This is a genomic window from Pseudomonas sp. FSL R10-0056, from assembly GCF_009600105.1.
GTDB lineage: Bacteria > Pseudomonadota > Gammaproteobacteria > Pseudomonadales > Pseudomonadaceae > Aquipseudomonas > Aquipseudomonas bubulae.
Genome location: NZ_WIWL01000210.1, coordinates 1 through 20442, shown reverse-complemented (window position 1 = coordinate 20442; position 20442 = coordinate 1). Strand labels below are relative to the sequence as shown.

Below are 20442 nucleotides of genomic sequence, written 5' to 3'. Positions count from 1 at the left end.
TGTCAGGCCACTGCCTTGATCTCAACAACCGGGTCACTGCGCGTGCGTGACACACTCAGGCCCAGCAGCCCGCCGAGCACTAGCGCGCCGGCCATAAAGTACATTGCCGCCTGGGTGTTGCCGGTCAACTGCGTCAACCAGCCGACCACAATGGTGCTGAAAAATCCGGCGACATTGCCCAGGGAGTTGATCAGCGCGATCCCCGCAGCGGCGGCTGCACCGCCCACCACCGCGGTAGGCATGCCCCAGAACACCGGCAAGCTGCTGATCATAGCTGCTGTGCCGACGGTCAGGCCGATCATTGACAGCCACAGGCTGGCGCCGAACAGGGTGCCAAATACCACCCCGCCAGCGCCGATAAAGGCGCAGATTGCCAGGTGCCAGCGATACTCGCGAACACGGTCGCTGCTGCGTCCCACCAGCACCATGCTCACCGCGGCCACGGAATAGGGAATAGCACTCAACACGCCAATGGCCCAGGGTTCGGCGACACCGCTGTTGCGGATAATGGTCGGCATCCAGAAACTGATCACGTACTGGCCCAGCACCAGGCAAAAGTACACCGCCCCCAGCAGCCAGATTTTCGGGTTGAGCAGACCATCGCGTACGGAGTGGTGGGATTTGGCACGGGTTTCGCGATCCAGCGCCGCCTGCATGCCGCGTTTTTCTTCGGCGCTGAGCCAGCGGGCGTCGGCAATCCGGTCGCGCAGCAGAAAGAACACGGCGGCGCCCAGGGCCACCGCCGGCAAGCCTTCGATCACGAACAGCCATTGCCAGCCGGCGTACCCTGCCACGCCATCGAGGGTTTGCATGATCAAGCCGGAAATCAGCGAGCCCAGCATGCTGGAGATCGGCAGGGCGGCGATAAACAGTGAAATCATCACGCCCCGGCGATGGCTCGGAAACCAGGTGGTGAGATAGAAAATAATCCCCGGGAAAAAGCCTGCTTCGGCAATGCCGATCAAAAAGCGCAGCAGGTAGAAGCTCATGGGGGTTTCGACAAACATCATGGCCGCTGACAGCAGGCCCCAGGTCATCATGATCCGCGCGATCCAGCGCCGGGCGCCAAACCTGTGCAGGGCGATATTGCTGGGGATTTCGAACATCAGGTAGCCGACAAAAAACACCCCGGCACCGAGCCCGTACACCGCCTCGCTGAACTTGAGGTCATCAAGCATCTGCAGTTTGGCAAAGCCCACATTGACCCGGTCCAGGTAGGCGACCAGATAACAGACCATCAGCAACGGAATGACTCGCCAGGCGGTTTTGCGGTAGGCCGAATGCAGTGCATGGTCCGGCATGTCAGCAGGGGGTGGCGGTAGGGTGTTCATCTGGAGCCTCTTTTTTGTTGTTGTAGGGGCAGGTGTGCAATCACCGATCAGCGCGCACGGCCTCCCGGCCATTCGCCGCACGCGCACATGGCGTGCACGACTTCGCGGATCAACTCACTGATCAGGGTTTTAAGATGGCTGGCGGGCATCGAAGCGCAACTGCAGATACCCAGGGTTCGGGTCAAGCCGTCAGCGGCAATGCGGTGGGCCACCAGCCGACCGTCATCGATTTCACGCACGGCCAGGTTCAACGGCATGATGGTGTGACCGATACCGGCCTCGACCGCGCTTTTGAGGATATGCACGGAGTTGACCTCCATGACGATTTCGCCCACGGCCAGCCCGTGCTGTTTTACCGCGTGCTCGACCAGCGTGCGGGTGCAGTGACTGTGGGCCTGACTGGGAAATACCAGCGGCCGGGCCAGCGCCTGCGCCAGGCAAACCTCACCGGCAGCGGGGGCGTCGGCGGCATCGGCACGGTGGATCAGGTAAAAATCTTCTTCGATCAATGCGCTGAACAACACTTGCGGGGGCAGGTCGATGGCGCTGAACAGGGCCAGGTCAATGCGCCCGTGCAGTAACTGGTCCATGACGTTGCCGGTCAGCTCTTCGTTGAGATGGAATGCCACCTGCGGGTAACGGGCGGCCACGGCGCGCATCAGCGGCATGGCAAGGAGGGTGGCGACGCTTTGCGGCAGCGCCACGATAATCGAGCCACTGACCGAGTCGGGGCTGCTGCTGACGGCAGCCCGGGCATCGCTCAGATGCTTGAGCATGCCCTGGGCGTATTCGTAGAAGACCTTGCCGGCCTCGCTGGCGACTACGCCGTTGTGGCTGCGATGGAACAACTGAACCCCCAGATCGTCCTCCAGCGCCGACATCTGCTTGCTCAAGGCCGATTGCGCCACATGCACCTGGCGGGCGGCTTTGGACAGGCTGCCGCAATCGATCACGGCGACAAAGTATTTGATCTGGCGGATTTCCATTGCGGTGCTTCCTGCAGGACTCGGATATGCGGGCCGGTGATGGTACCGCGGGTCAGCCTGCAGAGCGCCCTCGAGGGAATATCTTGCCGGGGTTCATCAGCTGTTTCGGGTCGAGCGCCGCCTTGATCGACTGCATGACGTCCACGGCGTTTTGCCCGTGTTCAACGGCCATAAAGTGCTGTTTGGTCAAGCCGATGCCGTGCTCGCCGGTGCAACTGCCCTGCAGGGCAATGGCCCGCTCGGCCAGGCGATGGGCCACGCCTTCGGCGCGTTCGATTTCGTCGGGGTTGTGCGGGTCGACCAGGATCACGGCATGGAAGTTACCATCGCCCACATGACCGAAAATCGGTGCGAGAAAGCCGTTTTGCGCAAGGTCCGCTGCCGTCGCTTCAATGCACTCGGCCAGTCGTGAAATCGGTACCACGGCATCGGTGGTCAGGGCGCGGCAACCGGGGCGCAGGGCGAGGGCGGCGAAGTAGCCGTCATGCCGGGCCTGCCACAGACGGCTGCGATCCTCCGGATGCACGGCCCACTCGAAGTCCATGCCCTGATGTTCATCGGCAACCATGCGCACGGTCTCGATCTGTTCTTTCACGCCGGCTTCAGAGCCATGCAGTTCAAAGAGCAGCGACGGCGCCTCGCGCAACTGCGTGCTGCTGTAGGCGTTGAGGGCGCGCATGGTCAAGGCATCGAGCAGTTCAATGCGGGCGACCGGCACACCGAGCTGGATGATCTGGATCACGGCGCGTACGGCCAGATCCACGCTGGGAAAGCGGCACACGGCAGCTGAAATGGCTTCAGGAATCGGGTGCAACTTGACGGTCAGTTCTGCGATGGTCGCCAGCGTCCCGCCCGAGCCGACCAGTAAATGGGTCAAGTCATAGCCGGCGGAAGACTTGCGCGCCCGCCCGCCGGTGTTGATCACCCGGCCGTCGGCCAACACTGCCGTCATGGCCAGCACGTTTTCGCGCATGGTGCCGTAGCGCACGGCGTTGGTCCCGGAAGCACGGGTCGCCGCCATGCCGCCCAGTGACGCATCGGCCCCGGGGTCGATAGGGAAAAACAGCCCGGTGCCGTGCAACGCCGCATTCAACTGTTTGCGGGTCACCCCCGGTTGTACAGTGGCGTCCATATCGTCAACGCGAATGGCAAGCACCTGGTTCATGCCCGAGACATCAATGCTGACGCCACCGTGGGAGGCTTGCAGCCAGCCTTCCAGCGAGGTGCCGCTGCCATAGGCGATCATCGGCGTATCGTGGCGATAACAGGCGCTGCTGATACTGACGATATCCTCAAGGCTGTTGGCATAGGCCACGGCATCCGGCGGCATGGGGTCTAGTGCGGAAATATCGCTGCCGTGGTGCTCGCGCACGCTGGCCGAGGTGGAGAAGCGGGTGCCGAGCAATTGGCCCAGCTCCTCGCGCAATGATTCGGCCAGGGGCGGGTGTTCGCAGGCAGCAGGATGGGTCATCAGACAATCTCCGGTTGTTGTGCACCGCGTAAAACGCGGCGGCATTATCAGGGAGTTATGACTTATCTTAGGCAGCCTTGGGTACACACTCGTAGTGCTGAATTCAGATGGATCCATCTGTTTTTGAGATGGCCTGTGACAGGCGTAATGATCAAGAAGGAACTTGAGTTGAGTGACTGGGAAGCCTATTACCAGGCAAGTGAACAGCGCGGGCAATCGCCCTTGCTGAGTAGGGCCTTGAACCTGATCAGCGCGAATGAGGGTTCACGTCAGGCCGTGGACCTGGGTTGTGGGGCCGGAATGGAAACCCGGCAATTGCTGGCCGCAGGCTGGGACGTACTGGCCATTGACCGCGAAGCCGGCGCCATTGCGCGAACATCTGCATTGTCACAAGGTGTCAGCGGTGGGCGGCTGGCGACCCTGGCCTGCGATTTTGAACAGCTGACGCAGTTACCTGCATCCAGATTGATCCATGCCGGTCTCGCCTTGCCGTTCTGTCGGCCAGACTATTTTGAAACCCTTTGGCGGCTTGTTACTGCGGCGCTTGAACCGGGTGGTGTATTTGTCGGCCATCTGTTTGGCGAGCGGCACGGCTGGGCGGCACTTGCCCATATGACCTTTCAGACCGAAGCGCAGGCGCGCTTGCTGTGCGGTAATCTTGAGCTGCATCTGTTGCGCGAATTCGAGCAACCGGGTGCCAGTTTGCAGGGGGACATCGCCTGGCACCGCTTCGATATCATTGCCAGCAAGCCGCAAGGCGACGATAAATACCGTACTGAACAAAGGAGCCTGTGATGAAGGGAAGTTGCGCCTGCGGTGCCGTTGGCTATGAAATTGATCGTATCGACCTGCCTGTAAGCCATTGTCATTGCCAGTCGTGCCGCAAAACCCATGCTGCTGCGTTTGTCACCACGGCCGGTGTTTTGCGTGAGCACTTCCATTGGACGAGGGGGCAGGAAAAGCTCAGCAACTACGAGTCTTCCCCCGGCAAGCTGCGGCGCTTTTGCTCGCTGTGCGGTTGTCACCTTGTGGCTGAACGTGACACAGCCGCGGCTGTGATTGTTCGTGTTGCGACCCTGGACGAGGACCCGGGCGATCGCCCGCAATACCATATCTGGGCTGAGCATGATGTCCCATGGCTTGAACATGAAGACCTTGCGGTCTACCCGCAATGGCAGCCGGGGCGCTAGGGCTTCAGTGGCATTATTTAACTTTTATCAGGGAGATAACCGTTAGTGACCCGTGCATCTGTTCATACCCTGCGTCCGCTGCCCGAGCTTGATTACCATGACAGCAGATCGGTGCTGCTGCCTGTGCAGATCACGGCGCTGCAAGCCTGGAACCTGATGACGGCCGGGCAGGGGCCGCTGATGCGCCTGGCGTTTCGAACCCGAGACGGGATTTCTTCGTTATTTGGCGTAAAGCGCATTGGCGGTTTCTCCGGTACCCGGCGCGAGGCCGTGCAGGCAGGCGACTACCTGGATTTCTTTCTGGTAGAGCACAGCGCCCCCGAGGTATTGGTGCTGACCGAGCGTGACCGGCATCTGGATGTGATGACCTGTGTGTCGATGGCTGATCGGGTACTGACAATCACCTCCTCTGTGGTCACCCATAACACCTTTGGCCGTCTGTATATGCTGCCGGTGGGGCCGGCGCACAAACTTATTGTCAACAGCTACCTCAAGCGCCTGAAGCGCAAGCTGCAAGGGATGGAGCCCTGAATTTATGAACATAGCCATAAGACTTGCCAATCAGGCAGATATCCCGACAATTTTTGTCATCCGTACCCGCGTCAGGGAGAACCCTCTTTCTCACCAACAGTTAACTGAAATGGGCATTACCCCTGACGCCATAGGCCAGGCGATGGAAGCCGCTCCCTGTATCTGGGTGGCCGAGGTCGAGGGTGTTACGGTGGGGTTTGCCATGGCCGATGCCGAGGATGGCTGTGTCTTTGCCGCATTTGTCCTGGCCGAATTCGAGGGGCTCGGGCTGGGTCGCAGACTGATGGCGAAGGCCGAGGCGTTTCTGTTTCAGCATCACCCCACGATTTGGCTGGAGACCGCTGAAAACAGCCGTGCCAGCGGTTTTTATCGGCACCTTGGCTGGCAGGCGGTGGCGAATTTGCCTGAAGGTGATGTTCGTTTTGAAAAATCACGGACGTAGCAGGGAAGGGTATGCACATTCGATTGACGCAAGCCAGTGACTGGATGCTGTTGAAGCAGGTTCGCCTGGCAGCGCTTCTGGATGCCCCGACGGCATTTGGCGTGAGCTATCAAACGGCGGCCAGTTACACCGACGAGCAGTGGCAAGAGCGCGCTGATTCAGGGGCGGGGACGCAATTCTGGCTGGCCATCGAGGACAGCAAGGCGGTGGGCATGATCGGTGCCGGGGTGAGCGAAAACCGGCGCTATAACTTGATCGGCATGTGGGTCGAGCCCGGCGTGCGCGGCGCCGATGTGGCCGCCCGGCTGGTTGGCGCAGTCAAGACCCGGGCGCTGCAGGGCGGGCATGAGTACGTTTATCTCGAGGTAGCCCCGGACAACGCAAGAGCTGCCAGCTTCTACCTGAAGCAAGGGTTCAGGTTCAGGGATGAATGGGAACCCTTGGCAAGTCATCCCTCTATCAGGTTGCAGACGATGTGCTGGGTTGTGACTCCAGACAGCCCCTGAAATCGGCTACACACTCCTCTCGTCGAAATATCTGTCAGAAAAATTGACCAGAATGATCCTACGCAGTTTACTGTATGTTCATACAGTTATCGTAAGGCGTGCGTCATGAGCTTCACTTCCCTGGGTCCCATTGCTGAAGATGGCGTTCGCCTGCCACTTTGCTCCTTCAAAGTCCCCGCCGGGTTTCCGTCACCGGCGGCGGATCATATCGAGAAGGAAATTTCCCTCGATGAACTGCTCGGTATCCGTGCGCCCCATGTGTATCTGGTGCGCATCGACGGCGACAGTATGCAGGGTGTGGGGATTTTCTCAGGGGATCTGGCGGTGGTGGACCGTGCTATCGAGCCCGGGCATGGCCATGTGGTGGTGGCGCTGCTCAATAACGAGCCGATATGCAAACGTCTGTGCCTGCGTGGCAAGAGCGTTGTGCTGCAATCCGAAAACCCGAAGTATCCGGACCGGTATGTACTCGAAGGTGATGAACTGACAGTCTGGGGCGTGATTACCTATACCGTGCGTAGCCATGGCCACTAAGCCTGCGCCGGTTTTTGCCCTGATCGATTGCAACAGTTTTTACGCCAGCTGTGAGCGTGTGTTCAGGCCCGACCTGGCCAAGGTGCCCATTGTGGTGCTGAGCAACAACGACGGCTGCGTGATCGCCCGCAGTTATGACGCCAAGCCTCACGTGAAAATGGGCGAGCCGTATTTCCAGATCAAGGATCGGCTCGAGCAACTGGGGATTGTGGCGTTCTCGTCCAACTATGCGTTGTATGGCGACATGAGCGAGCGTGTCATGAGCCTGATCGAGGCGATGTTGCCGGCTGTCGAGGTCTACAGCATCGACGAGTCCTTTGCCGACCTGAGCGGTATCGTTGACGCCACCGCCATGGGCCGTCAGTTGCGCAGTCGCATCCTGCAATGCACGGGCATTCCGGTGGGGGTCGGCATCGCGCATACCAAGACCCTGGCCAAGCTGGCGAATCACACCGCCAAGCGCTTGCAGGCCCACACGGGGGGCGTGGTGAACCTGTGTGGCGACCATGAACGTGACTGGGTACTGCGCAATACCGCGGTGTCGGAGGTCTGGGGCGTTGGCCGACGCATGACCGCGCATCTTGAAGGTATGGGGATTCGCACAGCGATGGACCTGGCCAAAGCGGACCCGTGGTCGCTGCGCAAAAAATTCAGCGTGGTGATCGAAAAAACGGCCCGTGAATTGAACGGTACATCCTGCCTGGCCCTGGACGAGCCCGACCCGCCCAAGCAGGAGATCTGCTGCAGCCGCATGTTTGGCAAGCGCCTGACCGAGCTGGCACCGATCAAGGAGGCCGTAGCCACCTATATGATGCGTGCCTCGGAAAAACTCAGGGCACAAAAGTCATACTGCCAAAAAGTCCGGGTCAGCATTCGTACCGGCATGTTCAACCCGGACGAGGCGAAGTACGCCAAGGGCGTGGTGGTGACCTTGCCCTATCCTACCGATGATGTGCGGTTACTCACCAGAGCAGCGGTGGATGCTCTGGAGCATGTGTTTCAGCCCGGCTTCAGATACAGCAAGGCCGAAGTGTTGTTGCTCGACCTGCGCCAGCCGGGGGAGTTTTCCGACGATCTGTTTGCCGTCAATCAACCGGCAGAAGCTTCACGGGTGATGGCGGTACTGGATGCCATCAATGGCCGCTGGGGCAGGGGCACGTTACGGGCCGCCAGCGTGCCGGGCAAACCCGACTGGGGGATGCGCCGGGAGATGATGAGCCAGAGTTATACGACGCGGGTGGATCAGCTTTGGCAGGTTTCGTGCCGATAAATACGGCCGTTGATTGTGCAGAACTGTGGGCAGTGAACTGTACGCGCAAAGTGGAGATCCGGTGTGTGAAGTTCAAACATATGGCCTGCTCAGAACACTGGGCTGTCGTGTGCTGCTGGTTTGCTTGTTGAAGACTCAAGAAAAATCAAGGTAGGAAAACCCTGAATTAATAGTGGGGTTATTCTTGCGCTTGCTCCTGGCAGTTGAATGTTAGTACTGATGCTGTACTAATGGTGTTGCCCTGTTATACCCATTGCCGAACAGGCACTGGTTTTAATTGCAAGAGTGGCGGGCTATCAAGACTATCAAGAAAAGTCAAAAAAGCAGATGCAGGTACGTGCCTGCTATCAGGCAAGGTCAGGATTAAAGATGATAAACACAGTTGCATTGTATTGGTTGCTCACTTATGCGATTTAAATGGATTGTTTTTGTTGTCGGGCTGGTCGCATTATCTTCTTTTGCATTTTATGGGTTGTTTGATCGGTCTGATGAAGTGAGCCATATCGTTGCGCCAGTAACGAAAATCGACATGGAAAGTCTGGTTTTGGCAACAGGCCCGATAGTCGCAACGGGCTTGGTCGATGTCGGCGCGCAGGTTAATGGTCAAGTTAAAACAATCCATGTGCGACTGGGTGACAAGGTCAAAAAAGGCCAGGTATTAGTGGAGATTGATCCGGAGCTTCAGGAAAATGCCTTGAGCAAGGCGAAAGCCAGCCGCGATCTTGTACTGGCACAGCAAAAGGCCAAGGAAAAAGCGCGCCAGCGCGCAGAGAGGGTATTTACCCGCCAGCAAGCGCTGTATCAGGCAGATGCCAGCGCAAAAAGAGACCTTGAGCAAGCCGAGGTGGAGCTGGAAAATGCCCGGGCTGAAGTCTTCGTTCTAAAAAGCCAGATTCATTTGGCTCAAATCGAGATGGATAGCGCAGTGGCTAATCTCGGGTATACGAAAATCAAGGCGCCTGCCGATGGCGAAATCATCGCTATTGTGACTAAAGAGGGCCAGACAATTGTGTCCGCCCAGACATCACCGACCATTCTGATTATGGGCAATATGGACAGGATGACAGTCAAGGCCAGAATATCCGAGTCGGATATTGTACGAGTGCAGGAGGGGCAAAAGGTTGTTTTTACCGTGATCGGTGCACCGGAGCTGTCTTTCGAATCGAAAATTCTTGCCGTTGAACTTCTGCCGGAGTCCGTCGTTACTGACAGCAAAGAACTCTCAAAGCCCAATGCAACGTCCAATGTTCCTGTTTACTACAATGCTACGTTTGAAGTTGATAACCCTGATCGTCTGCTCAAGCCTTTGATGACAGCCAACGTTAAAATCACTCAGGAAAGCGTTGGCCAGGTAATGGCAATTCCTTTAGCCGCTCTCGGAAAAAAGCAGTCTGCGGGCAATCTTTATGAAGTGCGTATATTGACGGAGCAGAAAGAAGTGGTTGCAAGATCCATTGCGATCGGTCTGCGAAACAATACGCATGTGCAAGTTAAGTCGGGGCTTGAGCTAGGCGACAATGTCATTATCGAATAGGCGTTGATTGACGTTGTGCTGTGGGAGTCATTGTTAATATTTATTTGTCGGGTAGTGTATGGAATGTCTCAGGAAAATAAAGTTTCGAACTCGGCCCACGAAGGATGCCGTAAAGCCTGGCAACCTGCCAGAGGAAAACCTGAGCTTATCCGCGCCATTAATCCAATTGATAAATGTCAGCAGGAGCTATTTCAATGGTCATTCATCTACAGAGGCTTTACGAGACGTCAACCTGAATATCCGTGCAGGTGAGATGGTTGCAATTGTCGGGACATCGGGCTCGGGAAAATCGACCCTTCTCAATATTCTGGGGTGCCTTGTCCCGCCTTCGCAAGGGCAATACATCCTGCACGGGCGGAGTGTGACCCGTCTGACGAATAATGAGTTGGCAGATTTGCGCAGGGGCACTTTCGGATTCGTATTCCAGCGCTACCATTTGCTGGGCCACCTGAATGCTGAAGAAAACGTTTTGTCTCCAGGCCTTTATGTCGAAGGGGAGAAGAAAACACTGCGTGCACGCGCACAAATGCTGTTGAACAGTCTTGGGTTGAGTGACCGCTTGCACTTCTTTCCGGGACAGTTGTCAGGTGGGCAGCAACAGCGTGTCAGCATTGCGCGTGCACTGATGAATGGCGGCGACATCATATTGGCCGATGAGCCGACCGGTGCGCTGGATACCAAGAGCGGTGAGGAGGTGATGGCCGCCTTATGTGAACTGAATGCAAAAGGGCATACCGTCATTATTGTTACGCACAATAATGACATTGCTTCATATGCGCAGCGGCTGATTCATATTCAGGATGGCTGCATCTCTTCGGATACAGGCAATCACCCTGCCTCGTCAACGGCAGGGCCGCGAGGGGGGCCCGGGTTGAAACCTGCACAGGGCTCCTCGATAAACATGCTGTCAGGCTGGGTGGAGGCAATTAAAATTGCTTTTTCGTGGCTGGTCAGAAAGCCCTTGCATGCGGGATTGACGGTACTGGGAATCGTCATCGGCATTGCTGCGGTTTCATCGGTTATTGCCCTGGGTGAGGGTGCACGCGACCGCATAGTTCAAGAGATCAGCGCCCTGGGTGCTGACACCATCGATATTTACTCCGGGAAGGACTGGGGTGATATCTACAAGGGTTCAAACAAAGCGCTGAGTGAATCTGATGTGGACTATCTGCGATCACTTCCCTACGTTGACAGCATCTCCCCGGTCACTTCTGCGACAGCCACCATTACATCAAAAAACGCCAACCTTTCAGCTCAGGTATTGGGTGTCGGTGAAGCGTTTGCCAGGGTGAGAGGCGAGGTATTTGCGCAAGGTACTTTTTTTTCCAGTGATGATGTTAAACGGCAGGCGCAAGTTGCAGTCATTGATGAAAATATGCGCAAAAGACTTTTCCCGAGCTGGGAGGACCCGATTGGAAAAGTCATATTGGTAGGCCCGATGCCGGCAATCGTCATAGCGGTTATCAAGAATACACCGTCTTCATTTGGTGAGGCGCCTGTTCTGCAGATGTATATGCCTTATACCACGTTGATGTCACGTATTTCGGGTCAGTCATTTCTTGAGAGCATTGTAGTGCGCGTGGCTGGTGGGATTTCAAACGAACTGGCCGAAAGTAATATCAATCGTCTTTTGGAACTCAAACGCGGCAGCAAAGATTTTTTCACAAGTTCTGCAGACTCAATACTCCGGTCGGTGACCAGTGCTACCAGAGTCTTGAACGTGCTGAGCATATCGGTCGCATCGATTTCTCTCCTGGTTGGAGGAATTGGCTTGATGAATATGATGCTTTACTCAGTAGCAGAGCGAACCTATGAAGTAGGCGTTCGTATGGCGTTCGGTGCCCGTCGACGAGATATCATGCAGCAGTTTCTCAGCGAATCCTGTTTGCTGTGCATATTTGGCGGTGGTTTTGGGTTTTTGCTGGCCCTGCTTGCCGGGGAAATTTTAGGCGGATTACAAACTGATTTTCCGCTTAAATTTTCTTATTGGTCGTTCATGGTAGCGTTTGCAAGTTCTACCGTTATTGGTCTTGTATTTGGTTATATACCTGCTCGAAATGCCGCCAGGCTGGATCCTGTCGAGGCTTTGTCCCGGGCGTAAGTCAATGGGTTTGCCATCGTAATCATTCAACATGAAGTCGATGCCTTACTGGACGCAGTCAACACTGCGCTCCAATGTTCTTGAGAATATCATTGTGATTACTAGATATTACCCTGCTGTGTTTTGTAGCGTGATGCTGTTGGCAGGTTGTAGCACTCATCTGCCCGATGTGAACGCTGTCAAATCACAACTGGCGCTGCCTGCAAAATGGCGTAATGCATTACCTGAGGGTAAAGATATAAAGCAGACACAGCATTGGTGGCGCTCATTTCAGGACCCTGACCTGGACGCTCTAGTGGAACGTGTACTGCGCAATAATAATAACCTGGCAGCGGCTGCATACAGGGTCAAAAAGGCAGAGGCACAAGCGGGTATTGTCAGGACGAATTTAACACCAGATGTATCAAGTGGATTCAAACTGAGCAGTAGCAAGGAACTGAACAGAGGAAGTTCGGAACAAAAGGCTTTTACCAGCACATTCTCCTTGAGCTACGAGCTGGATTTATGGGGGCGTCTTGCAAAGGCTCGCGATATCTCGGCCTGGGAAGCCATGGCGACCCGGGAGGATCGTGAGCACATCGCGATGCAACTGATCGGTACAACAATGGAGCTGTACTGGCGATTAGCGTTTTTGAATGAAAGCATTGAAATTAACGACACCAGCATTGCCAGCGCCCGTTCAATCCTTGAGCTGGCACGCCTGGGTGAATCCGTTGGGCAGGAGGGGCGTCTTCAGTCGATTCAGGCAGAGCAACAGTTAAGTGTACTGCTGGCCGATAAAACAGGGCGGCTTCAACAGCGTGAAGAAAGCCGCAATGCCTTGTTGGTTTTATTGGCGTCGCCTATGGGATGGGATGACACGATCAAGATTCGTCCAGTTCCGACTCAACCGTCTACAGCGCTACGGTCGGAGATACCTGCCCACATTCTGAGCCAGCGACCCGACATGAGGGCTGCTGAACTCAGGTTGCGCGCTCATTTCAGCAATATTGAGATCCAGCAAAGAAACCTCTATCCGGCAGTGAATCTTACGGCAGGTATCACTGGAGGAGGGACACGCGAACTGTCAAATATTCTGCGAAATCCGGTGGGTTTTTTTACGGCAGATTTACTGCTTCCGTTTTTTGAGTTCAATAAAGGCAAGTTGCAAGTTGAAATCGCCGAAGCAACGTACCAGGAGAGTATCGAGTTATACAAAAAGCAGTTGCTTGATGCACTGCAGGATGTTGAGAACTCACTGTCGGCCTATAAACAGCTCACCGATGAGGGGCTCTACCTGGCCCGTGCCCATGAATCTTCATCCCGGGCAGAGCGCATTGCTGAAATACGCTATCGCCTTGGGCAGTCGAATATAAAAGAATGGCTGGATCAACAGGATGCGAAGCGCAGTATCGAACTGCGACTGGGTAAGAGTCGCACTGATCGGTTGATTGCCATGGTCAAGTTTCATCAGTCTATCGGTGGCGGCTGCGGTGATGGATGCGCTGATGCCTTGCGATGAAAGGTACCTGGGCAGGTGCTTCAGGTTTATTTGCCGGCTGTGTGCGTTAAGTGCTCGCAGGCCTGGTTGATGTGTGAGTTTCAACTCAAGCCATGCGTTTAATTGAATTTAATGTTTTCCGGGGCCGGCCAATCCTGCTGCACGTCAGCGCACAGCCATGCAAAACCTCCTGATCGCCTCGCAGGCCCGGCGCAACACGGCGTCATCCAGGGCATAGGCAATACGGATATAGGGCCCCAGGCCAAAGGCGCTGCCATGCACCACGGCTACACCGGCTTCGTCGAGCAGGGCCAGGGCCACGTCTTCATCGGTGGACAGCACCCTGCCTGCGGGCGAGGTGCGGCCGATCAGTCCGGCGCAGCAGGCGAACGCGTAGAAGGCGCCTGCCGGGCTGGTGCATTCAAGGCCCGGTATGCTATTGAGCTGGTCGACCATCAGATCGCGGCGCTTCTGGAACGCGATACGGCTGCTGTGGATAAAGTCCTTGGGGCCTTCCAGAGCGGCGAGAGCGGCCTGCTGCGAGATTGAGCCGGCTCCCGAAGTCTGCTGGCCTTGCAATGTTTCCATGGCTTGCAACAGCCAGCGCGGGCCTGTGGCAAAACCGATACGCCAGCCGGTCATGGCGTAGGCCTTGGACACGCCGTTCATGGTCAGGGTGCGCGCTGCCAGGCGTGGTTCAACCTGGGCCAGGGTATGGAACAGCTGATCATCGAAGATCAGGTGTTCGTAGATATCATCCGCCAGGATCAATACATGAGGATGGGCCAGCAGCACATCGGCCAGTGCCGCCAGCTCGTCGCGGCTGTACACCGCCCCCGTCGGGTTGGAGGGCGAGTTGAGGATCAGCCAGCGCGTTTGCGGGGTGATTGCCGCTGCCAGTGCCGCTGCGGTCAGCTTGAAACCGGACGCTGCGTGGCAGGTCACGAAGCAGCTTTGTGCGCCGCATAACTGAACCATCTCGGGATAACTGACCCAGTAAGGCGCCGGGATGATGACCTGATCTCCCTCATTGAGGGTCGCGGCCAGGGCATTGTAGATCACCTGTTTGCCACCGTTGCAGACCAGGGTGTCCTGCCAGCCGACATCCAGGCCGTTTTCACCACGGAATTTGGCTGCCACCGCTTCTCGCAGTGAACGTGCGCCAGCGACCTGGGTGTAGCGGGTGTGGCCCTGGCCTATGGCGCGGATTGCAGCGTCGCGCACAGGCTCGGGCGTATCGAAGTCCGGTTCGCCAGCGCACAGTGAAATGATCGTGGCGCCTTGGGCGCGGCGCTCTGCAACACGGTCGATGATCCGATAGGTGGCCGAGGGCAGGGCGCTTGCCAGGTGCCGGTTGAGCCGCTGGATATCGCTGCTCATGGGCGGTGTCTCCAGTGAGTCAGGTTCATCAGTTCGAGCGTGGAGCGGCCTTCAGTCAGTGCCTGCATCATATGGGCTTCCTTGTCGGCACGGGATTCGCCTTCGGCGAAGGTACGTGCGGCGTGTGCCTTGGGAATGATGATCACACCATCGTCGTCAGCCACCAGCAGATCCCCCGGCGCCACCTCTGCGCCGTTGAAATTGAAAGCCTGGCCTACCGAGGTGGCGCTGGCCTTGACGGTGCCTCTGACCGAGATGCCGCGGGCAAATACCGGAAACCGGCGCGCCTTCAAGGCCGCGATATCACGTACCCCGCCGTCGATGACCAGGCCGACCACACCGGCTGCCTGTGCCGCTACGGTAAGGACTTCGCCCCAGTAACCGGCAATAAAATTACCGGTACCCACTACCAGCACACTGCCGCGGGGCACTTGTTCCAGTGCCAGGTGCAGGGCCAGGTTATCGCCAGGAGCGCATTGCAGCGGGTACGCCGGCGCGGCGATAAAGGCGCCATCCCAGATCGGGCGGATGCCGCTGTCCACGGCACAGGCCAGGTGTGATGCCTCATACAGGGTCGAACTGCCGAGGATTCTGGCCCGTTCGTGGTAGTTCAGGGGCAGGGCGAGTGTGCTCATCAGGCTTTCCTCTGCAGGCTGTGGTAGCCCAGTGCAGCGCGGGCGCTTGCAAGGGTCTGGCCTTGACTGATCAAGGTACGGATTTGCGCTTCGACGGTTTCAATCTGCCGCGCACAGGCGGCCACTTGTGCGGCATGGGCGCGGGGTACGATCACTACGCCATTGGCGTCGGCCACCACGATGTCACGGGCACAGACGCGGGCGGTGCCAATGGAAACGGGCTGGTTGATCGACTGCACCTGGACACGGTCCTTGCCGGTGCGCATAAAGCGGCCCTTGCTGAAGATCGGATAACCGTCTCCCAGCGCCTTGTTCACGTCACGGCAAACACCGTCGATAACCGTGGCAGCGATGTTTCGGCTGCCGGCGTACTGGGTCATGATGTCGCCCCATACGGTGCAGTCGGTGCGCCCGGCATTGTCGATCACCACTACGTCACCGGGCAGAACTTGCTCGATAAAGTCGCCCACGGTCCCGGCAGGCACGCTGGCCGGGACGTACTGCACCGTGAATGCCGGCCCGACAATAACCCTGCTGTAGTTGCCCAGCGGCATCACGCCCAGGCATTGGCCGGGCAGGCCGAGCTTGTCCAGGGCATCGGAAACCCCCGGCGTGTCCAGGCCCTCAAACAGGGCGACCAGTGCTTGATCTTCAGGGTTCATCAGACGTGCTCCGTGCGGATGGCTTCAAACTGGCTGTCATGCATGACTTCGGCTACGGAGCGACCACTGCGTACTGCGTCGAGCATGACTTGCTGACGCCGGGCGATACGTTCGCCAAGATCGACGACCTGAGCGATATGGGCCTGGGGCACAAACACCGTGCCGCAGTTGTCGGCGATCACATAGTCGTCTTCGCTGACATTGACCCCGGCGACTTCGATGGTCACGGCGGCCGCTATCTGCATCACGCGATTGCGCGCACTGATCATGGTGACGCCACGGCCGTAAACCGGATAACCGATTGCCGCACTGCCATCAATATCGCGGCTGCAACCGTCAATGATGGTGCCTCGCACCTGTTTGGCGAGCGCCGCATTGGCAAGGATATCGCCCCAGCAAGAGATGCCCTCGATACCGCCGGCGATCACCAGCACCCGATCATCCGTGTTGATGTGTTCGACCACCGGGGTGATCAGGTGGGCGCTGGGCACCGTGTCGGTCTTTGCGGCCAACAGTACGGTACTGGCACGGCCAACGATCGGCGGGCAGTTCCACAGCGGCCGCAGCCCCACAGTGGCCCCTGCCAGACCAAGAAAATCCAGCGCATCGGACACGGTATTACTGTCCAGTGCCGCCAGACGCTGGAGTACAGTCCTTTCGGTCGTGCTTTTGAGCGTCATCGCGCAGCCTCAGTGGTGGTGTAGGTGCTCAGTGTCGGCGAGGCTGTTTGATAGGTATATTCCTGTTCACGTAAGCTTTGGATACGTTAAACCTATGGAAAAACCATGATCAATTTCCGTCTTATCCGTCACCTCTGGCTCTTTCTGGCCGTCGCCGAAGAGCAGAACTTCGGCCGCGCCGCCAAGCGCCTAGGCATGTCCCAGCCGCCGCTGAGCGAGCAGATCCAGGTGCTGGAGCAAGCGCTCAAGGTCAAACTGTTCGAGCGCTCGCGGCGCGGTGCCAAGCTGACGCCGGTGGGGGTCGCAATTCTGCCGGCCGTACGCAAGTTCGCCGAGCAGTTGGAGCGTCTGGAGCTGGCCGTGGATGAAGCGCTGGCGGGGCAGTCGGGGATGCTGACCATTGGCGCAATTTCCACGGCCATGTTTGATGTACTGCCGGGCCTGATCGAGGGGTTGAAGGAGGATTACCCGCACTTGACCGTCTCGGTGCGGGAAATTGACAGCGTCGAAGCGGTGCCGGCGCTGGAGGCGGGGGATATTGATCTGGCGTTTGCCCGTCTGGACGGTGATCTGGGGGACTCAATCCAGTCACTGCCGCTGCTGGAGGACCGCCTGATGCTGGCCCTGCCCAGTGATCACCCGCTGGCAGCGCGCACGCGCATCAGCCTGGCCAGCCTGTCCAATGAGCCTCTGGTGATGTTTTCGCGCAAGGTCAGCCCGGTGTATTTCGACAATCTGATTGCCACCTGCCGGGCAAGCGGTTTTTCCCCGCGGGTGTTGCACGAAGTGCGTTCCGTGGCCTCACAAATCGCCTTTGTCAGCTATGGCCAGGGCATTGCGCTGGTGCCTGCGTCCTTGAAAAAGCTGGCTCCCGCCAATGTGGTATTCCGTGCACTGAGCGAAAAGCTCAACGTGGTGACCACTGCCGTGGCGTGGAATGCCAATCGGTCGAACCCGCTGATAGAGGCGATCATTGCTCGTTTAAGCGCCAAGGCATGATGTTTTTGATAGGTTTGGCCTATGTAAACCTTCTGGCCTTAGGCATTTACACCAGGGCCGATGTGCCTGACATTGGTCCGCCGCCTTAACGCTTCAGGAGTCATGCCCGTGCCCGTACCCGCAACCTTTGCCCATACCCAAGTGCCGCTGGAGGTAGAGGGTGTGCACTTGACTATTGCCGCTCTTCACCGAGAAGGGGAACTGGCACCGATTGTCTTTCTGCATGGCTTCGGTTCGAGCAAGGAAGACTATGCCGATATCGCGCTGCGTGCGGAGTTCGCCGGGCATGCCTTTCTGGCCTACGATGCGCCGGGGTGTGGTGACAGCGGGTGCAGTGATCTTGCCCGGGTTTCCATCCCTTTTTTGCAGCAAACGGCGCTGCAAGTGCTCGAGCATTTCGGCATCGAACGCTTCCATCTGGTGGGCCATTCCATGGGCGGGTTGACCGCCCTGATGCTGGCCCATCAGTTCCCGCAGCGGGTACTCAGTTTTGTCAATATCGAAGGCAATATTGCCCCCGAGGACTGCTTTCTCAGCCGTCAGATCATCGACTGCCCGAGTGATGATCCTGAGCTGTTTTTTACGGCCTTTATCGAGCGTGCCCGCCATGCCCCGGCCTATGCCAGTGCCCTGTATGCCGCGAACCTGAGGCACAAGGTGCGTGTGCAAGCGGTGCGGGGGATTTTCGAATCGATGGTCGAGCTGTCCGATAACGCCAACCTGATGGGCAAGTTTCTCGGCTTGCCGTGCCCGAAGATGTTTATGTTTGGCGACCAGAACGCGTCACTGTCCTACCTGCCGCATATCGCGGCTCACGGCGTACGCCTGGGGCAGATCCCGGCTTGCGGCCACTTCCCGATGTATTCCAACCCGATTGCGATGTGGCAGCACATGGCGGATTTTTATGGGGCAATTTCAGGCTAGGGTAACGCCGCCTCCACCAGCTCGATCCAGTGCCGCACCGGGGTTCTGCCTGCACTGTCGAGGTGTGCCTGGCAGCCGATATTGGCCGTGACAATAACCTCGGGGTGCGCGCTTTCCAGTGCGTTGAGTTTGTTGTCGCGCAGTTGCCGGGACAGTTCGGGCTGGGTCAGCGAATAAGTGCCTGCCGAGCCGCAGCACAAGTGGCTGTCGGGCACCGCGGTCAGGTTGAACCCCAACCGGGTGAGAATGCCTTCAACCGCGCCGCCGAGTTTTTGCCCGTGCTGCAAGGTGCAGGGGCAGTGGAACGCCAGCCGTTGATTGCTGTGCACACCGAGGGTGTGCAGTGGCTCGTCGCGCAGCACTTCAACCAGATCCCTGGCCAGCGCACTGACCTTGGCAGCTTTTTCGGCATAGGCCGGGTCGTTGCCGAGCAGGTGGCCGTAATCCTTGATAAAGGCACCGCAGCCGCTGGCGGTTTGCACGATTGCTTCGGCCCCTTGTTCAATCCCCGGCCACCAGGCATCGATATTGCGCCGGGCGCGATCAAGTCCTGCGGCCTGGGCGTCCAGGTGGTAGTCCACTGCACCGCAGCAAGCGGCTTCTCGGGCAGGAATCACGCTGATGCCCAATCGGTCCAGCACTCGGGTCGCTGCTGCGTTGGTGTTGGGTGACAAGCTCGGTTGCACGCAGCCTTCGAGCAGCAGTACTTGCCGGGCATGGCGGGGGGTAGGTCGCAGCCCGGGCGTAGGGACCTGGCCTGGCAGTTTGTCTTGCAGGCGTGCGGGCAGCCAGGGGCGCAAGATCTGACCACTGCGCAGTAGCCACCTGAACCGGCCCGCATTCGGTATGACGCTGCGCAGCCCTTGACGCAGCAAGCGTTGCCCGAGCGATCTGGGTACCTGGGCCTCAACCATTGCCCGGCCAATGTCCAGCAAGTTGTGGTAGTCGACGCCTGAGGGGCAGGTGGTTTCGCAATTGCGGCAAGACAGGCAACGGTCCAGATGCTGTCGGGTTTTCTCCGTCACCTGATTGCCTTCCAGTACCTGTTTGATCAGGTAAATACGCCCCCTCGGGCCGTCCAGTTCATCACCGAGCAACTGATAGGTCGGACAGGTGGCGTTACAGAAACCACAGTGCACGCAACTGCGCAGGATGCGTTCAGCTTCCCCGGCGCGGGGCAATTGGCGGGCCTGTTCGCTCAACGTGGTCTGCATGGTTCAAAGCTCCGCGTACAGGCGCCCGGGGTTGAAAATACCCTGCGGGTCGAGTTGTTGTTTGAGGCTACGCTGGTAGCGCATCAGAGCGTCCGGCAACGGCTGGAACGGGCTGTCGACAAGACCGTGGCTGTAGCAGGTGGCATGGCCGCCGACCTCGGTTACGACCGTGCGGATAAAGCTCGCCTCAGCATCCGACTTGAGCCAGCGCTGGGCACCGCCCCAATCGATCAACTGCTCACCGGGTAGCTCAAGTTCCGGGGTGTTGTTGGGCAAGGACAGGCGCCAGAGGGGCTGGCCCTCATCGAAGAAGCGCAATTGGTGTTCGTTGAGCCGTGTCCAGAACGAAGCGTCCAGGCGCTCGCCGCCCAGGCGTTCGTGAGCCGCCATCACCGAGCCTTCGCCACCCTCCAGGCGCAGGTGCAGGCGCTGGCCATCGTGGCAGGCAGCGCTGATCGGCAGCGGTTGCCGGCCCCATTCGGCGAGGCGCAGCAGGGCTCGCGCCGTGTCCAGTTCCAGGCTGATACTCAGGGATTGCCGCGGCTTGGGCAGCACCTTGAGTGACACTTCGG

20 protein-coding genes and 1 pseudogene are annotated in these 20442 nt (G+C 58.1%); 12 read left to right on the top strand and 9 right to left on the bottom strand.

The annotated features are described in order from the left end of the window. Positions 1 to 2: 2 nt before the first annotated feature. From GHO42_RS20190 to GHO42_RS20180, 3 genes are read right to left on the bottom strand one after another with little or no spacing between them, the layout of a single operon-like run. Positions 3 to 1331 (bottom strand): MFS transporter, encoded by a 1329-nt coding sequence (locus GHO42_RS20190; RefSeq protein ID WP_095000110.1) that lies wholly within the window; start codon positions 1329 to 1331, stop codon positions 3 to 5. A gap of 47 nt (positions 1332 to 1378) precedes the next feature. Continuing rightward, complete coding sequence (locus GHO42_RS20185; protein WP_153328335.1) at positions 1379 to 2317, bottom strand: LysR family transcriptional regulator; 939 nt, start codon at positions 2315 to 2317, stop codon at positions 1379 to 1381. Positions 2318 to 2369: 52 nt separating this feature from the next. After that, positions 2370 to 3788, bottom strand: a complete 1419-nt coding sequence (locus GHO42_RS20180; RefSeq protein WP_095018507.1) for an FAD-binding oxidoreductase — start codon at positions 3786 to 3788, stop codon at positions 2370 to 2372. Between the two features lie 147 nt (positions 3789 to 3935). On the opposite strand from GHO42_RS20180, the gene GHO42_RS20175 reads away from it, so the two are divergent. The 10 genes from GHO42_RS20175 (at position 3936) to GHO42_RS20130 (ending at position 13397) form a co-directional block, all read left to right on the top strand. Beyond that, entirely contained in the window at positions 3936 to 4583 is a 648-nt protein-coding gene (locus GHO42_RS20175) for a class I SAM-dependent methyltransferase (RefSeq protein WP_095018508.1), read from the top strand. Continuing rightward, the gene (locus tag GHO42_RS20170) at positions 4583 to 4978 is read left to right on the top strand and encodes a GFA family protein (protein ID WP_095000114.1); all 396 of its coding nucleotides are present in this window, start codon (positions 4583 to 4585) and stop codon (positions 4976 to 4978) included. Before GHO42_RS20175 ends, GHO42_RS20170 begins: the two co-directional genes overlap by 1 nt. Positions 4979 to 5023: 45 nt before the next feature. Continuing rightward, positions 5024 to 5509, top strand: a complete 486-nt coding sequence (locus GHO42_RS20165) for a DUF2867 domain-containing protein (protein WP_095000115.1) — start codon at positions 5024 to 5026, stop codon at positions 5507 to 5509. A 4-nt stretch (positions 5510 to 5513) separates the two neighbouring features. Continuing rightward, complete coding sequence (locus GHO42_RS20160) at positions 5514 to 5951, top strand: GNAT family N-acetyltransferase (protein ID WP_095018509.1); 438 nt, start codon at positions 5514 to 5516, stop codon at positions 5949 to 5951. Positions 5952 to 5962: 11 nt separating this feature from the next. Continuing rightward, the gene (locus tag GHO42_RS20155) at positions 5963 to 6457 is read left to right on the top strand and encodes a GNAT family N-acetyltransferase (RefSeq protein ID WP_178114935.1); all 495 of its coding nucleotides are present in this window, start codon (positions 5963 to 5965) and stop codon (positions 6455 to 6457) included. Between the two features lie 105 nt (positions 6458 to 6562). Next, positions 6563 to 6991, top strand: a complete 429-nt coding sequence (locus GHO42_RS20150) for a LexA family transcriptional regulator (protein WP_095000117.1) — start codon at positions 6563 to 6565, stop codon at positions 6989 to 6991. After that, positions 6981 to 8261 (top strand): translesion error-prone DNA polymerase V subunit UmuC, encoded by a 1281-nt coding sequence (gene umuC / locus GHO42_RS20145; RefSeq protein WP_095018511.1) that lies wholly within the window; start codon positions 6981 to 6983, stop codon positions 8259 to 8261. Before GHO42_RS20150 ends, umuC begins: the two co-directional genes overlap by 11 nt. Positions 8262 to 8667: 406 nt before the next feature. Next, complete coding sequence (locus tag GHO42_RS20140; protein WP_153328337.1) at positions 8668 to 9795, top strand: efflux RND transporter periplasmic adaptor subunit; 1128 nt, start codon at positions 8668 to 8670, stop codon at positions 9793 to 9795. A gap of 58 nt (positions 9796 to 9853) precedes the next feature. Then, complete coding sequence (locus GHO42_RS20135; protein WP_218576011.1) at positions 9854 to 11896, top strand: MacB family efflux pump subunit; 2043 nt, start codon at positions 9854 to 9856, stop codon at positions 11894 to 11896. Positions 11897 to 11927: 31 nt separating this feature from the next. Next, positions 11928 to 13397 carry an efflux transporter outer membrane subunit gene (locus GHO42_RS20130; RefSeq protein WP_095019875.1) on the top strand — a complete coding sequence of 490 codons (1470 nt, stop codon included), beginning with the start codon at positions 11928 to 11930 and terminating at the stop codon, positions 13395 to 13397. Positions 13398 to 13541: 144 nt separating this feature from the next. Here the strand turns inward: GHO42_RS20130 and GHO42_RS20125 are convergent, their stop codons facing one another. From GHO42_RS20125 to GHO42_RS20110, 4 genes are read right to left on the bottom strand one after another with little or no spacing between them, the layout of a single operon-like run. Beyond that, positions 13542 to 14756, bottom strand: coding sequence for a pyridoxal phosphate-dependent aminotransferase (locus GHO42_RS20125; RefSeq protein WP_146540910.1), 1215 nt, complete (start codon positions 14754 to 14756; stop codon positions 13542 to 13544). Next, complete coding sequence (locus GHO42_RS20120; protein ID WP_095000122.1) at positions 14753 to 15391, bottom strand: RraA family protein; 639 nt, start codon at positions 15389 to 15391, stop codon at positions 14753 to 14755. Before GHO42_RS20120 ends, GHO42_RS20125 begins: the two co-directional genes overlap by 4 nt. Beyond that, entirely contained in the window at positions 15391 to 16053 is a 663-nt protein-coding gene (locus tag GHO42_RS20115) for an RraA family protein (RefSeq protein ID WP_095023352.1), read from the bottom strand. Before GHO42_RS20115 ends, GHO42_RS20120 begins: the two co-directional genes overlap by 1 nt. Further along, positions 16053 to 16733 carry an RraA family protein gene (locus GHO42_RS20110; protein ID WP_133145169.1) on the bottom strand — a complete coding sequence of 227 codons (681 nt, stop codon included), beginning with the start codon at positions 16731 to 16733 and terminating at the stop codon, positions 16053 to 16055. Before GHO42_RS20110 ends, GHO42_RS20115 begins: the two co-directional genes overlap by 1 nt. A 105-nt stretch (positions 16734 to 16838) precedes the next feature. Here GHO42_RS20110 and GHO42_RS20105 point away from each other — a divergent pair, with 105 nt between their 5' ends. Both GHO42_RS20105 and GHO42_RS20100 read left to right on the top strand, forming a co-directional pair. After that, on the top strand, positions 16839 to 17732 hold the full coding sequence (locus tag GHO42_RS20105; RefSeq protein ID WP_153328339.1) for a LysR family transcriptional regulator: 894 nt from the start codon (positions 16839 to 16841) through the stop codon (positions 17730 to 17732). A 108-nt stretch (positions 17733 to 17840) separates the two neighbouring features. Beyond that, positions 17841 to 18656: an alpha/beta fold hydrolase gene (locus GHO42_RS20100; protein ID WP_368668085.1), complete on the top strand. Its 816-nt coding sequence runs from the start codon at positions 17841 to 17843 to the stop codon at positions 18654 to 18656. Here the strand turns inward: GHO42_RS20100 and glcF are convergent. Continuing rightward, complete coding sequence (glcF, locus tag GHO42_RS20095) at positions 18653 to 19870, bottom strand: glycolate oxidase subunit GlcF (RefSeq protein WP_095019879.1); 1218 nt, start codon at positions 19868 to 19870, stop codon at positions 18653 to 18655. The genes GHO42_RS20100 and glcF overlap by 4 nt on opposite strands. A 3-nt stretch (positions 19871 to 19873) precedes the next feature. Continuing rightward, a pseudogene (gene glcE, locus GHO42_RS20090) lies at positions 19874 to 20442 on the bottom strand (glycolate oxidase subunit GlcE); the annotation flags it as partial.

Coding starts and splice junctions, on each gene's coding strand:
- GHO42_RS20180 (WP_095018507.1), bottom strand. CDS start 3,788: ATGACCCATCCTGCTGCCTGCGAACACCCGCCCCTGGCCGAATCATTG.
- GHO42_RS20140 (WP_153328337.1), top strand. CDS start 8,668: ATGCGATTTAAATGGATTGTTTTTGTTGTCGGGCTGGTCGCATTATCT.
- GHO42_RS20135 (WP_218576011.1), top strand. CDS start 9,854: ATGGAATGTCTCAGGAAAATAAAGTTTCGAACTCGGCCCACGAAGGAT.
- GHO42_RS20120 (WP_095000122.1), bottom strand. CDS start 15,391: ATGAGCACACTCGCCCTGCCCCTGAACTACCACGAACGGGCCAGAATC.
- GHO42_RS20155 (WP_178114935.1), top strand. CDS start 5,963: ATGCACATTCGATTGACGCAAGCCAGTGACTGGATGCTGTTGAAGCAG.
- GHO42_RS20170 (WP_095000114.1), top strand. CDS start 4,583: ATGAAGGGAAGTTGCGCCTGCGGTGCCGTTGGCTATGAAATTGATCGT.
- GHO42_RS20190 (WP_095000110.1), bottom strand. CDS start 1,331: ATGAACACCCTACCGCCACCCCCTGCTGACATGCCGGACCATGCACTG.
- GHO42_RS20175 (WP_095018508.1), top strand. CDS start 3,936: ATGATCAAGAAGGAACTTGAGTTGAGTGACTGGGAAGCCTATTACCAG.
- GHO42_RS20115 (WP_095023352.1), bottom strand. CDS start 16,053: ATGAACCCTGAAGATCAAGCACTGGTCGCCCTGTTTGAGGGCCTGGAC.
- GHO42_RS20110 (WP_133145169.1), bottom strand. CDS start 16,733: ATGACGCTCAAAAGCACGACCGAAAGGACTGTACTCCAGCGTCTGGCG.
- GHO42_RS20130 (WP_095019875.1), top strand. CDS start 11,928: ATGAAGTCGATGCCTTACTGGACGCAGTCAACACTGCGCTCCAATGTT.
- glcF (WP_095019879.1), bottom strand. CDS start 19,870: ATGCAGACCACGTTGAGCGAACAGGCCCGCCAATTGCCCCGCGCCGGG.
- GHO42_RS20160 (WP_095018509.1), top strand. CDS start 5,514: ATGAACATAGCCATAAGACTTGCCAATCAGGCAGATATCCCGACAATT.
- GHO42_RS20150 (WP_095000117.1), top strand. CDS start 6,563: ATGAGCTTCACTTCCCTGGGTCCCATTGCTGAAGATGGCGTTCGCCTG.
- GHO42_RS20185 (WP_153328335.1), bottom strand. CDS start 2,317: ATGGAAATCCGCCAGATCAAATACTTTGTCGCCGTGATCGATTGCGGC.
- GHO42_RS20125 (WP_146540910.1), bottom strand. CDS start 14,756: ATGAGCAGCGATATCCAGCGGCTCAACCGGCACCTGGCAAGCGCCCTG.
- umuC (WP_095018511.1), top strand. CDS start 6,981: ATGGCCACTAAGCCTGCGCCGGTTTTTGCCCTGATCGATTGCAACAGT.
- GHO42_RS20105 (WP_153328339.1), top strand. CDS start 16,839: ATGATCAATTTCCGTCTTATCCGTCACCTCTGGCTCTTTCTGGCCGTC.